This window comes from Sorangium sp. So ce367 (assembly GCF_051520455.1).
In the GTDB taxonomy this organism is placed as follows: Bacteria; Myxococcota_A; Polyangia; order Polyangiales; family Polyangiaceae; genus Sorangium; species Sorangium cellulosum_B.
Genome location: NZ_CP150334.1, coordinates 7820214 through 7833424 on the forward strand (window position 1 = coordinate 7820214; position 13211 = coordinate 7833424).

Here is a 13211-nt window from a genome sequence, read left to right on the forward strand (position 1 = left end):
CACCCCCTCACCCACCGCCGCGCGAGGAGTCCCAGGCTCCTCCCGCAGGTCCCCGGTGAGGGGGCCCGGCGGCTCGGCAAGGCCTCCAGCGCCCCCCGAGGCGCCCGTGGGCAACGAGCTTGCGGTGCCGAAACAGCGCTCGCGATCCGCCGCGATGGCCGCAGTCTCGCCCGCTCCAGACCACCGGCCGCCCCCTCGTCACGCGGGCCCTGACGAGCGTTGACATGCACACGCTGACCTGGTAGGTGAGCGCGTCGGCGCGAGCGCGGCTGGCGGCCAACGGCGCGGGTGAGTCCTTGCCTCGCGAAGCGGCGGACGCGCAGGGCTTGGCGCCCTCTCGGGCACCGCTCACGTCGAAGTTCCGCCACCAGGCGCTTAAATGCCATGTCGCTGTAAGACACCGCCGCCGTGGACCGGCTCGCTCAACACGGCCGGCGTCGCAGGGGGCGGCAGCACGAGCGCCTTGGCGGATCCGGCGAGGGCAGCGCAGGCAACCTGGGTAAGGTCTCGCGGCTCGTCCGTGCGGGGGAGGTTGACGCGGCACAGCTAGCCAGAGTCAGCGGCACGAGGCGCCGGAGGCCCACCCTAGCCTCCGACCCGGCACCATGTTATTGCTAGCCCGCCGATTCCGCCACGCGCGCAATTGATGCGCGCCGGTGGTTCACCTGACTTGAGGAGCGCCGGAGCCACAACAAACGCAACATGCCTGGAAGCCCAGCGCGGGCGTGGAGATGCCGCCTCCACCCTGGCCCGGAGACCAGAGCCCCGGGGCAACCCCCGCGGACGCCGTTGTCGAAAGCGCCCTCTGAACTAAGGCACACGCAAACCACGAGCTGGAGATCCGTTTATGACCGTTGTCACTGGCGACAGAGAGTACTTCCCGGGTGTTGGCAAGATCCCTTACGAGGGGCCTGAGTCCGACAACCCCCTCGCCTTCAAGTGGTACGACGCCAACCGCGTCGTCGCCGGCAAGGCCATGAAGGATCACTTCAAGTTTGCCGTGTGTTACTGGCACACGTTCTGCGGGCGTGGGCACGATCCGTTCGGTCCGGGGACGATCAACTTCCCCTGGGACGAGGGCAAGGACGCGCTGGCCCGCGCGCGCATGAAGATGGACGCGAACTTCGAGTTCATCACCAAGCTGGGCGCGACGCACTACTGTTTCCACGACATCGACCTCGTGGAGGAGGGCGAGAACCGCGCCGAGACGTCGCGTCGCCTCCAGAGCATCGTCGAGTACGCCAAGCAGAAGCAGGGCCAGTCGGGCGTCAAGCTGCTGTGGGGCACGGCGAACCTGTTCTCCAACCCGCGTTACATGAACGGCGCCTCCACGAACCCGGATTTCTCCGTGCTGGCCTACGCGGGCGCCCAGCTCAAGGACGCCCTCGACGCGACCATCGCGTTGAACGGTGAGAACTACGTGTTCTGGGGCGGCCGCGAAGGGTACATGAGCCTGCTGAACACGGACATGAAGCGCGAGAAGGCGCACTTCGCTCGCTTCCTGACCATGGCCCGCGACTACGCGCGCGCGCGCGGCTTCAAGGGCGTCTTCTTCATCGAGCCCAAGCCCATGGAGCCCTCGAAGCACCAGTACGACTTCGACGCCGAGACCGTGATCGGGTTCCTGCGTGAGCACGGCCTGGACAAGGACTTCAAGCTCAACCTCGAGACGAACCACGCGACGCTCGCCGGCCACACGATGGATCACGAGATGCAGGTGGCCGCGGACAACGGCATGCTCGGCAGCATCGACGCCAACCGCGGCGACTACCAGAACGCGTGGGACACCGATCAGTTCCCCTACAACATCAACGAGACGGTCGAGATGATGCTCATCCTGCTCCGCAGCGGTGGGTTCCAGGGCGGCGGCGTCAACTTCGACGCCAAGCGCCGCCGCAACTCGAGCGATCTCGTCGACACCTTCCACGGGCACATCGGCGGCATGGACGTGTTCGCCCGCTCGCTCCTCATCGCCGATGACCTGATCCGCAAGTCGCCGCTCGAGGCGATGCGCAAGGCGCGTTACGCGTCCTTCGACGGCGGCAAGGGCGCCGAGTTCGAGCAGGGCAAGCTGACGCTGGAGCAGCTGGCCGAGATCGGCAACGCTGGCGGTGAGGTCAAGCTCACGAGCGGTCAGCAAGAGCTGTACGAAAACATCGTCAATCGCTGGATCCGATAAGCCGAGCGATCGAGGGAACGACAGCCGGGCGACGCAGCTGCGCGCCCGGCTGTTTTTCTTTCCGAGACGATGTCGCTCTCCTGCGGATGATCCACTCCGCGACGGCGACGTTGATCACCCAGCCGGCGCCCATCAGGACCGCTCTGACGCCCTCGTTTGGCACGCCGACGAGCAGCACCCACGGCATGTGGGTCAGCACCTGAGTCCCCGCGCCCAGGCCGATCGCGTAGCCGCGCAGCATGAAGGCGCCGTGACGGACGAAGTCGCGCCGCGAGATGGCGACGAGGCCGAGCACGAGCGACATGAACATGGCAGAGCCGAACAGGACCCGGAGAACGGCGAGGGCGTCGCCGTCCCCCTCGGGGAGCTCGTAAGACGCCTGCATCCACAGACCCGAGGCGGCGGCGACGAGCCCTGACGGGGCCACGGCCCACCCCGCAGCGCGATGCCAGCGAGGCTGCCGGCGGCGAAAGCCCGGGGAGAACTGGAACGCGCCCAGGACCGAGAACACGCTGACGCTGAGAATGTGCAGCACGATGGGCACGGGCGCAGCGAAGAAGCGGGCGTTGTCCGGGGTGACCTTGGCGCCGACGCTCAGCTCGGCCAGGCGGAAGGCGCCGGCCACCACGGGGACCGCGCTGAGGCCGAGCAGGAGCGCGGGTACGAGCCAGTCTCGCTTCGCCGAGGGGGTCGAGGTGCTCTCGTTCGTCATGCCGAAAAGCTAGGGACGGCCCTGGTTGCGTCGCAATTGGCGCAAATGGCGGATCCGGGTCGGCCGATTGCCCGATGCGGCGATCGTACTTTCGGCCAGGTGCACCGCCACCTGGCCCCGGGCTGACCGGTCAGTCGCGGACGCGGCCGGTCTCGTAGGCCCAGATGGCGATCTCGACCCGGTTGCGCGCGCCGAGCTTGGTCATGAGGCTGGCGATGTGCGCCTTGACGGTGCTCAGGCTGATGTGGAGCTCGTCGGCGATCTCGGCGTTGGTTCGACCGCGGGCCACGATGAGGAGGACCTCCTCCTCGCGGGCGGTAAGGGCCTCCCCGGGCTGTGCTCGTGGCAGCTGGGGCCGAGAGGCGGCGAACGAGGAGAGCAGGCGGGCGGTGACACGTGGCGCGATCAAGGCGTCGCCGCTCGCGGCGGCGCGGATGGCCTGCGCGAGCAGGTCGGGACCGGCGTCTTTCAGCAAGAAGCCGCGGGCGCCGGCCTTGAGCGCGCCAACCACGTAGTCGTCGTGATCGAAGGTGGTGATCACCACGACCGCCAGGGGACGGTCGACGGTCGGGCCGGCGAGCCGTCGGGTAGCTTCGATGCCGTCGATCCCGGGCATGCGGATGTCGAACAGGCACACGTCGGGGCGGAGGGCGAGCGCCAGCTCCACGGCCTTGTGTCCGTCGCCGGCGACGCCCACGACCTCGATGTCGGGCTGGGCGTCGAGGAGGATGCTGAGCCCGGTGCGGACGATCTCTTGATCGTCGGCGACGAGGACGCGAATGCTCAACTGGACTGTCCTTTCCGAGGCAGCACGGCCGTCACCGTCCAGCCGCGCCGTGGGCCCGGGCCCGCATGGCACGTACCGCCGAGCAACGTCGCTCGTTCGATCATGCCGACCAACCCGTAGCCCGCCGACGTCGAATGGCCGGCGTGGGCCCCCTGGCCGTCGTCGGTGACCCGCAGACATACGGACGTGTCGTCGGCCGTGACCTCCACGTCGATCCGGGTCGCGTGGCGAGCGTGCCGGCGAGCGTTGGTGATCGCCTCCTGCGCGAGGCGAAAGATCGCGGCGGAGACCGACGATGGCAGGTCATCGAAGCTCCCGGTCAACTTCACCTCGACAGGAGCCCCTGTGGCGGATGGGCCTGCGAGCTGTCCGAGGTCGGCGACCCGCGGGCTCGGCGCGAGCTCGGCCGACTCGCCTCGACGCAGGAGCCGGACCATCGTGCGCATCTCGCCGAGGGCACGAGACGCCTCGTCCGCGATCACGCGGAGCGCGTCGACAGGCGCCTCGGGGCGAGCCGACGCGGCGACCAGACCAGCCTGCGCGCGGATCGCGATCGCCGATACATGGTGGGCCACGGTGTCGTGCAGGTCGCGGGCGATCCGCTCTCGCTCGGCCAGCTTGGCTTCATCGAGCTCTCGCAGGCGCACGCGATCCCGGTAGCGCACCGCCGCGCCGAGCGCCATCGTCGAGAGCAGGACGGCGTAGCCCCCGATGACATCGCCCGTCCTGGCATGAGAACGGATCATGTCGACAGCCGCCGAGGTCACCATGATCGGCAGCCCGATCATCGCTTCACGCCCCGTGCCCCACCGGAACAACGAATAGGGCAGCAGCACCATGTAGACCATCGCGTAGAGCCCCGGCGACGCGCTGCCGGTCGCCATCACGGCGAGCTGTATCGCGATGAGGAGGCCGAACGCGATCACGACCATCTGCAGCGGCCTGGTCCTCCGCCAGAGCAGCGTCGGCAAGAGCCCGATGCAGAGGACCAGCGAAGCGATCCGCCACGGCAGGTCGCGCCGGATCGCGACCTCGAGCGACCCGAGCGCGGCGAACACGGCCAGGAGCACCCAATCCATCCGGACGCGCCGAGGGGGGTGCGGCGCTCGTGGCTCGGACCCCACGGATCGAAAGAACTCGCGCACCTGCCTCATGAGAAGAGCCGGGTTGACTCCATACCCATCGTTCGAGCGAACCAGCACGACGACCTGGCGTGCTGGTCGCAGCATAGACCGGATGGCCGCCGCGCACGAGGCCTCGATGGGGGCGCTCTCGCGATGGCCGGCCGCGCCGCGCCGATCGACGCCCCGAAGCTGCCGGCAGGGAGACCACCCCTGTCCGGTGGCTCACGTCCTCGACTCGGCCACGGACAGGCGCTCGTTACAAGCAGAGCCCCTGTCCGCAGACGATCCTGCATTCACAGCCGGTCTCCTGGAGGCCTCCGGAGATGTTCATGCTGGTGGTGCCGGCCGCGCTCAGGTTGGCTTCGATCCTCTCGAGGGCGCATGCCGGGACCTTGAAGTTGTCGGTGATCTGCACGTCCTCGCCCACGCTGCGCAGGGCACCGAGCCGCAGCGTCGCGAGCTCCGTGTTTCGATGGATCCAGAGCCGCGCGTCGACGGCCTCGAGCTTGCGAAAATCGGCTTCCAGCAGCTCGAACGCCAGATAGATCCACAACGTACCTCGAACTCGCACCAGGTTCGGCATGCGGATCGCCTTGATCTGCGCCGTGACCAGCTCCCCGCTCGAGGCACTGCCCTCGGCGCGGATACCGCCGACCTCGAGCAAGCTGGGCAAGTCGAGCGTTCCGGCGAAATCGGAGCTGACCGAGATCGTGCCGTTGATCGTGGAGTAAGCGCGCGCCGCGAGGGCGTCCGCGTCCGACGCGATGAGCAGATCGCCTTGATGGACGCTGCCTTCGAGCGCCTCCGGGCCGCTCTCGCACTCTCCTGCGCTGCCCTCTCCGGCCCCCCCTGCGCCCCCAGAAGAGGCGCCCGACGTCGCGCCAGGCTCCGTGTCTCCGCCCGAGCCGCCCTCCCCCGCCCCGCCGCCGTCGCTGCCTCCGCCCGGACCTCCCGACGCACCGTGAGAGGTCCTGCTCGTTGCGCCGCCCGAGCCCCCCGTGCCCGTGTCGCCCGTGCCGGCGCTGTTCCCATCGCCCGAACCGCACGCGACGAGCAACGACACCGCGGTCATCCACGCCAGCCGGTCGAGCCACGATCGAGCCGACCGCCGGATTCTTGCGCCTTCTCCGGAAGTTCCGGCAGCTGAATTCACACTGTTCATGAGAGAGGAGGAAATCGAAACGTTCCCGGAGCGTCAAGCGCACAACGGCGCTCGAGTCGACGGCGACCTTCAACGACCTCTATTGCCTCCGTCCGCGCCGAAATGCCGCCGTCGCGCGTCCAGAGCGAGATGCGCCATTGACCGCGCGAGACGTCGCGTGCCTGGGCGCGCGGCGGCGCCGCGTCACCCGCCGTCGTACGGCCCCAGGATCACCGGCCCCGGCGCGAGCAGCAGGCTTCCGTTCATCAACCGTATCGTCATCAGGTTCCGGTCCGCGTCGAGCCAGACAACGTCCGCCATGCCGTCGCGGTTGAAACGCGCCCTCTCTTGCGCCTCAGGCGCGGGCACAGATGCGGGCCGGGCATTTCCTGTCCAGCGTCCGGCCTCCTGGGCGCGCCGAGCACGCGCGCCCGTGGAGCGGCAAGCGCCAGTCCAGCGGCGGCGAGCAAGCACGGGTCAGAGTGTGACGGGCACGTTGTGACGATATTTTTTCTCTATCTCGGAGAGCACTCGAACATTCAAAGAGATGCGCGCGGCCGCTGAGCAAGACGGCCTTGACGTGCCGACGTGGGAGATGTAGCCGAGGACATGGCTGACCATAGCGTGATATCCATCCTCTATGTGCGTCGCTCCCTCGCTGCCTGTCTGCCGCTGCTCGCGCTCATCGCCTGCGGCGGAGACGGCGCCAACTCGCCGCCTACGCCGGAAACGAGCGGCAGCGGCGGCATGGGCACGACGTCGACCGCCGAGAGCGTCGGCGCGACGAGCAGCAGCGGATCCGGTGATTTGCCGGCCAGTGGGACCGGCGGCGGAGGAACGTCCGCTGGAGGCGGGGGCGACAGCGCGACCGGCGCGACCAGCGGGACGGGGGGAGGCGGGAATTCCACGGCCTGCACCCGCGAGCTTTTGAAGAGCACGATCGACGCCTATTTCGAAGCGCTCGCGGCGCACGATCCGTCGACACTGCCCCTCGCCGACAACGTAAAATTCACGGAAAACGGCGAAGTCCTGGCGCTCGGTCAAGACGGGCTCTGGAAGACCGCCGGAGCGCTCAAATACGCTCACAGCGCGCTCGACACCGAGACATGCAGCTCCGCGAGCCAGGCCGTGGTGCCGGACGGCAGCATGGACATCCCGCTCGCCCTTCGCCTCAAGCTCCAGGGCCGGGAGATCACCGAGATCGAGACCATCGCCGTGCGGCCAGGGGACTACAAGGTCTCCGGGCAGAATTTTGCCTCGAACACCGGCGCCATCATCGCGAGCGGGGATACTGTCGCGTGGGAGGAGCCTGTTCCGGAGGACGAGCGCAACTCGCGGGACGAGCTCGAGGGCTGGATGGAGAAGTACTTCTGGATGTTCCCGGGCGGCGTCTGCAACACGGTCAGCAACTGCAAGCGCATCGAGAACGGCGGCGGGTCGTTCACCTGCAGCGCCGGCGCGAGCTGCAATCCTGGCCAGCCGGGCTCGGGGTCACCCGCGCTTCCCCCTCGTCTCATCTTCGCCGACGTCGAGAGGGGAATCGGGGTCGGGTTCACCATGTTCATGGGGAACACCGACATGCACATGTTCAAGATGCGCGACGGCCAGGTCTACGGCGTGAGCGCGATCCTGGGCGCGGCCAGCAGCTCCGGCTGGGAGTGAGCGAGCTTCGTCTCCGCGCTGTCGCGCCGGGCCGACGGACGGGCCCCGCACCTCGGTGCTCGGGGCCCGTCGTTCACCCACGAACTGCCGTCACGGGATCGTCGGAGCCGTCCAGTCCACCCACTTCGCCTTGTCGAGCTGGTTCTTCGGCTTCCAGACGTCGGTGTTCGCGCTGGCATCATCGAGCAAGAACTTCTTGACGAAGGCGTTGATCGCCTCCTGCTCGCCGCCCGCGTAGTCCGTTCCGCAGTGGTTGTGCCCGCTGTCGATGTACCCGATGTTCTGCTTCACGCCGAGGGCCTCGTAGACCAACCTGGCGGCTCCGCCCGCCTGATCTGCGTTGTTGGTGCTCAGCCACTCGTAGTTGAGGTTGCCGAGGATCAGGAGGCCGCGAGGCGCCACCATGCTGACCAGCTGATGGTGGTCGATCGGGAGCTTGGTCACCGCGTTGCCGAACTGCTCGATCGTCTTGCTGAACCACTGCTGCTCGCCGTAAGTCCTCGAGAGGTTCTGGACGCCGGAGCTGCCGGTCCTGCCCATGTTGTCGACCTCCGAGACGCGCCACGCCGCAACACCACCCGAGCCGGACTCCTGCGGGATGGTCAGCGCGATGCGCGAATCCATGGCGCCGACCATCATCGCCCCCTTGCCGTTTCGCGAGCAGCCCGTGACAGCGATCCGCTTCGGATTGATCTGTGCGTCTGGCATGGACTCGAGGGCATCGATGATGCGACTCACGCCCCAGGCCCAGGCGATCAGCGCGCCGCTCTCTGCGCTCCCATGGAACTTGGAGAAGATGCCGCCGCTCCGGTTGCCCTCCGGCTGTACCCCGTTGTGATCGTAGTTGATGATCGCAACGCCCAGCTGCTTCAGCCGGGCCTTGTCGAGCGAGCCGCCGAGCATGATCATCGCAGGGTAGGGCGCTGTACCGGTGCTGGGCAGCTCGACGGTCGGGGCGAAGGAGACATCCTGCGCTCCACCGCTCACGTTGACCGTCAGTTTACCGCCAGCCAGGCTGCCCTTGACGGTGGCCTTCTTGACCTCCTTCGGGCCAGTCTCGTAGTGCTGGATCATCTCCGAGATTTCCCGATGCCGGCACACCCACTGCGCCCGGGTCGTCACCTTCGTACCATCCACCATGGTGAAGGGATCGTGCAGCTTGTCGTACGCCTTCAGCTCGCTGAAAGCGGGCATGTTGGGCACGGGACAGTCCTCGCCCGGGGTCTCGACCCCGACCAGCGTCGTGGCCCCGCCGCCCGTCGGGTTCGAGCCGCCCGCGCCCGTCGGGTTCGAACCGCCGGCGCCCGTCGGGTCCGAGCCGCCAGCGCCCGTCGGGTCCGAGCCGCCGGCCCCCGAGACGCTCGTCGACGGACCGCCCGAGGTCACGCCGCCGCCGCCGGTGCCGGACACGGACGACGTGTTGCCAGCCGACGACGAGCCGCTCGTCGGGCCGCCGGAGCTGGCGGTGGTGGTGTCATCCTCATCAACTGTGACGCCGCCATCGCTGGGGCCGCACGCGACGAACAAAGGGAGGAGGGCGGTCAGGGGGAGAAGTTTGGAGAAGCCGGGTCGGAACGACATCATGGGACGCCCATTCCCAGCGGACGGCGGTTCGATCACGCTTATCGCTGGGAATCGCATCGCTGGCGTGAAAAGTCTTCAACCCAGCCGTAAACATCCACCCTACATGCAACCGATGTCATCCCTCCTGATCGGCTCTGGGGGCGCATCGCACCAGGTAGCTCCTGTGGAGCCATCCGATGGGGCGACATTCTTCGAGCAAGGCTTCTCGTCGGGATCTCGTCGCGTCTGGTCGTCTGCTCGTCGCCGGCGAGCGAGCCGGGCCCGGGCGGCGAACGACCGACGCCCGGGGATCACGCCGGATGGAGGGCAAGGCCAGCATGGCTCTCATGCCCCCCAAGGGCATCACTACTGCAGCACCACATCCATATCCCAGTCAACCCACATGGTCTTCCATTCGCTGACCGGCTGCTGAACGCCATTGTCCAGGATGTTCATGACGTCCGTGTTTGCGCTGGTATTGCCCTCGAACGCTCGCTTGAACATCTCGCCTGCAAGGGCGGTCTGAGTGCCCGAGGCGCCGCAGTGGTTCGCGCTGTACATCGTAAAACCCATGCGCTCCGGGACGCCGAGCGCCTTCCACACCGGCTTCGCCGCCCACGCGGAGAGCGCTTCACAGGTCCCACCCAGGTGACACCACGAGTTCCTGCCGTTGGCGTTCGTGAAGTGCACCAGATGCCGCGGAGCGATGGTCGCCAGGAGCATGTGCGTATCGAAGGGGAGGTTGTACACCTTCGAGGGGTCGTTCCGGAGCCAGCGGGCCGCGCCGGTCACCCAGGGTCCGCAGATACCGCTGTCCTCGAGGTTGTCGATGCTCTGAGGCTTGGCATCCGAGCACTGCCAGACAGAACCACCGTCACCGTGCCTGAACCACTCTGCCTGGCGCAAGTTGGCTACGCCACCGCCGCCCGACTCCACGATGACGACCACCGGCACACGGCTGAAGACACCCGCCAGGTAAGCGCCTTTTCCACACCCGGAGCACCCCGACACCATCACCTTCGTGGGATCGTGGCCGCTGCTCGGGTTCTTCTCCAGCACGTCCATCACCCGGTCGATCATCCACCCGTTGGCGATGTTGGTGTTGACCTCGGACAGGCCGAAGAGATTTTTTATCTTGTCCTGAAAGCCGCTTCCGAACGACAGCGTTTTATGGCCTGACGGGAAGATCCCCCCCGACAGCTTGAGGGCGATCACGCTGCCGGATCCGCTGATGCTCGCCGAGAAGGTCTCTGATTTTCCACCCACCTTGGCGGTGATTGAAACGTTACCTCCGGACACGGTTCCGGTCACCTCATCCGGCTCGCCGGGGACCGGACCGTAGAGGTACTTGGCCGCCATGGCCAGGATTTCCTTGCGGCGGCACTCCCACTGCTCCTTGGTCGTGACCTTCGTTCCGTTGAAGAACGTGAACGGATCCGGGAGCTTCTCGTTCACCTCGGTCAGACCGCTCGGCTCAGGCAACGTGGGCAGGACACACGTGAATTGGCCGCCGCCAGTCCCGGTGGTCGCGCTTGCCTCGCCAGTCCCGCTGGTCGTGCCAGCCCCGCCAGTCGGGGAGCCGCCCGCGCCGGCTCCGCTCGTCGCAGCACCGCCGCCCGTACCGGCACCTCCGCTGGTCGAGGAAGGACCGCTGGTCGCGGGGCCTGCACCCGAGGTGACTCCCCCGCTCCCGCTCGGTGTCCCGCCGCCCGAGCCCGAAGCATCACCCCCGGCACCGCCGGTTCCTACTTCTGTAGCGCAGCCAGGGAAGTTCAAGAGGGCGAGGACGGGGATCGCGAGAGCGGTTATTTTGCGCGAGGCACGAGAACGGACAGACATGAAGGCCTCCATGTTTCGAGGGCAGTGGCGGGATGCGGCACGCGGTACATGACACGTGGTACGTGACACGCGGGCAAACCGCCGTACTTAGAGCGGACGACAGGGAAGTCAGTGCGTTTTTCGCGTTGGCGACGCTGCTTTCGTGACGTGTGCGACGATGTGCTGTGGGTATGCCAATGGCACGTGAACGAGAGATTTCAGGGCGCGGTGCGATTCGTTCGCCGTCAAGCCGAGGACCCGTAAGCCGAGCTATGAGAACGGGCGACGCCTCCGGTCCAGCCGGGTCCGGAGCGAAGAGCCTCGGCGCCGGTGGTCTCGGAGCTGTCGCTGGAGCCGCACGCGACGAACAGGGGGAGGAGGGCCGTTGGAGCGAGAGGTCTGGAGAAGGCTGGCCGGGACGACATCACCAGATACCCATTCCCAGCGGAGGGCAATTCGATCACGCTTATCGCTGGGAATCGTACGACCGAAGCGGGCAGCATCTGGTCAGGATGCAAATGTTCGACAGACTTGTAGTCGATGTGATCCGGATCGTCTCCGGGAGCACCTCGCGAACGCTTGCACCTGCAGGACATCCGAGGAGGCGACACCCGTCAGCGAGACTTTTTTCGTCGCGTCGCGTCGACGCAGAGTCTGGTCGTCTGTTCGTCGTCGGAGGACGAACCGGGCTCCGGCGGCGAGGTGCCCGCGGAGGCACGGGCTCGGCGGCACCGGGCGGACCTTCTTCCGCCGCCGGGCGGCCTGCACCCCCGCCCTTACCCCGCGCGGCTTGCCGTTCCGGCGCCGAGCCCCAGGAGGATCCCATCATGGCTCGACCGCGACGCCTCATCGAGCCGGGGACGCGCGCGACGCCCGACCTCCTGGCCGCGCTGCGCGCGCTGGCTCGGCCGCTGCGCTCCACGGCCGATCTCGACCCCTTGATCGAGCGCATCGGCGGCGCGCGCTGCGCGCTCCTGGGCGAGGCGACGCACGGGACGCGCGAGTTCTACACGTGGCGCGCGGCGCTCTCCCGGCGGCTGATCGTCGAAGCGGGCGCCTCCTTCATCGCCGTCGAGGGCGACTGGCCCGATTGCTACCGCGTCAACCGCTATGTGAAGGGCTACGCGGACGCGGGGAGCAGCGCCCGCGCGGTGCTGCGCGCCTTCGATCGCTGGCCGACCTGGATGTGGGCCAACGAGGAGGTCGCCGACCTTGTCGAGTGGCTGCGCAGGCACAACGAGGGTCGGCCCGAGGAGCAGCGGGTCGGCTTCTACGGGCTCGACGTCTACAGCCTCTGGGACTCGCTCCGCGAGGTCATGCGCTACCTGGAGGGGGCCGCCCCCGACGCGCTTCCGGCCGCGCGGCGCGCGCTGCGCTGCTTCGAGCCGTACGCCGACGACGCCCACGAGTACGCCCGGGCGACGGTGCTCGTGCCCGAGTCGTGCCAGGCGGAGGTCGTCAAGCTGCTCGCCGAGGTGCGCGAGAGAGCGCCGGAGTTCGGCGCCGACGGGCGCGACGGGCACTTCGTCGCCGAGCAGAACGCCCTCGTGGTCAAGAACGCCGAGGCCTACTACCGGGCGATGGTGCGCAGCGACGCGGCGTCGTGGAACGTCCGCGATGGGCACATGGCCGATACGCTCGATCGGCTGCTCGAGCAGCACGGCCCGCGCGGCCGCGCGATCGTCTGGGCGCACAACACGCACGTCGGCGACGCGCGCTTCACCGACATGGCGGAGCGGGGCGAGGTGAACCTCGGCCAGCTCGCCCGCGAGCGCCACGGGGAGGAGCGCGTCGCGCTGGTCGCCCTCGGCGCCCACCGCGGCACGGTGATCGCCGCCCGGGCGTGGGACGCGCCGATGGAGGTGATGCGCTTGCCGGTCGGGCGGCCCGAGAGCTGGGAGGACCTGCTGCACGAGGCGGGCGGCCGGGATCAGCTGCTGATCTTCGAGCCGGGGCGGCTGCCGGCGGAGTCGCTGGCCTGGCGCGGCCACCGCGCCGTCGGCGTCGTCTACCACCCCGAGTACGATCGGTACGGGAACTACGTGCCGACGGTGCTGCCGCGCCGCTACGACGCGCTTGTCTTCGTGGACGAGTCACAGGCCGTCCGGCCCCTGCACCTCGCGCCGCGGGCCGAGAAGGAGCCGCCGGAGACCTACCCCTCCGGCGTGTGACGCCGGCTGCATGGCGCGCGCAGCGCAAAGCGCGCTGGGCGCGCGGAAATCAGG

9 protein-coding genes are annotated in these 13211 nt (G+C 68.2%); 3 read left to right on the forward strand and 6 right to left on the reverse strand.

Going from position 1 to position 13211, the window contains the following annotated elements:
* Positions 1-847 precede the first annotated feature (847 nt).
* A complete protein-coding gene (gene xylA, locus WME97_RS29560) occupies positions 848-2179 on the forward strand; it encodes a xylose isomerase (protein WP_437542310.1) in 1332 nt (443 codons plus the stop codon).
* Here the strand turns inward: xylA and WME97_RS29565 are convergent.
* The 4 genes from WME97_RS29565 to WME97_RS29580 all read right to left on the reverse strand — a co-directional run bounded on the left by WME97_RS29565 (position 2160) and on the right by WME97_RS29580 (position 5865).
* Positions 2160-2891 carry a DUF2306 domain-containing protein gene (locus tag WME97_RS29565; protein ID WP_437542311.1) on the reverse strand — a complete coding sequence of 244 codons (732 nt, stop codon included), beginning with the start codon at positions 2889-2891 and terminating at the stop codon, positions 2160-2162. The genes xylA and WME97_RS29565 overlap by 20 nt on opposite strands.
* A gap of 130 nt (positions 2892-3021) precedes the next feature.
* Positions 3022-3678 (reverse strand): response regulator, encoded by a 657-nt coding sequence (locus tag WME97_RS29570; protein ID WP_437542312.1) that lies wholly within the window; start codon positions 3676-3678, stop codon positions 3022-3024.
* On the reverse strand, positions 3675-4832 hold the full coding sequence (locus WME97_RS29575) for a sensor histidine kinase (protein WP_437542313.1): 1158 nt from the start codon (positions 4830-4832) through the stop codon (positions 3675-3677). Before WME97_RS29575 ends, WME97_RS29570 begins: the two co-directional genes overlap by 4 nt.
* A gap of 226 nt (positions 4833-5058) precedes the next feature.
* Positions 5059-5865: a hypothetical protein gene (locus tag WME97_RS29580; protein ID WP_437542314.1), complete on the reverse strand. Its 807-nt coding sequence runs from the start codon at positions 5863-5865 to the stop codon at positions 5059-5061.
* Positions 5866-6552: 687 nt separating this feature from the next.
* Here WME97_RS29580 and WME97_RS29585 point away from each other — a divergent pair.
* Positions 6553-7605 (forward strand): hypothetical protein, encoded by a 1053-nt coding sequence (locus WME97_RS29585; protein ID WP_437542315.1) that lies wholly within the window; start codon positions 6553-6555, stop codon positions 7603-7605.
* Between the two features lie 90 nt (positions 7606-7695).
* Here WME97_RS29585 and WME97_RS29590 read toward each other — a convergent pair whose 3' ends face one another.
* Complete coding sequence (locus tag WME97_RS29590) at positions 7696-9189, reverse strand: glucuronyl esterase domain-containing protein (RefSeq protein WP_437542316.1); 1494 nt, start codon at positions 9187-9189, stop codon at positions 7696-7698.
* A gap of 345 nt (positions 9190-9534) precedes the next feature.
* A complete protein-coding gene (locus WME97_RS29595; protein WP_437542317.1) occupies positions 9535-10623 on the reverse strand; it encodes a glucuronyl esterase domain-containing protein in 1089 nt (362 codons plus the stop codon).
* A gap of 1190 nt (positions 10624-11813) precedes the next feature.
* Between WME97_RS29595 and WME97_RS29600 the strand changes: the two genes are divergently transcribed.
* Positions 11814-13157 (forward strand): erythromycin esterase family protein, encoded by a 1344-nt coding sequence (locus tag WME97_RS29600; RefSeq protein ID WP_437542318.1) that lies wholly within the window; start codon positions 11814-11816, stop codon positions 13155-13157.
* The last annotated feature ends 54 nt before the right edge of the window (positions 13158-13211 follow it).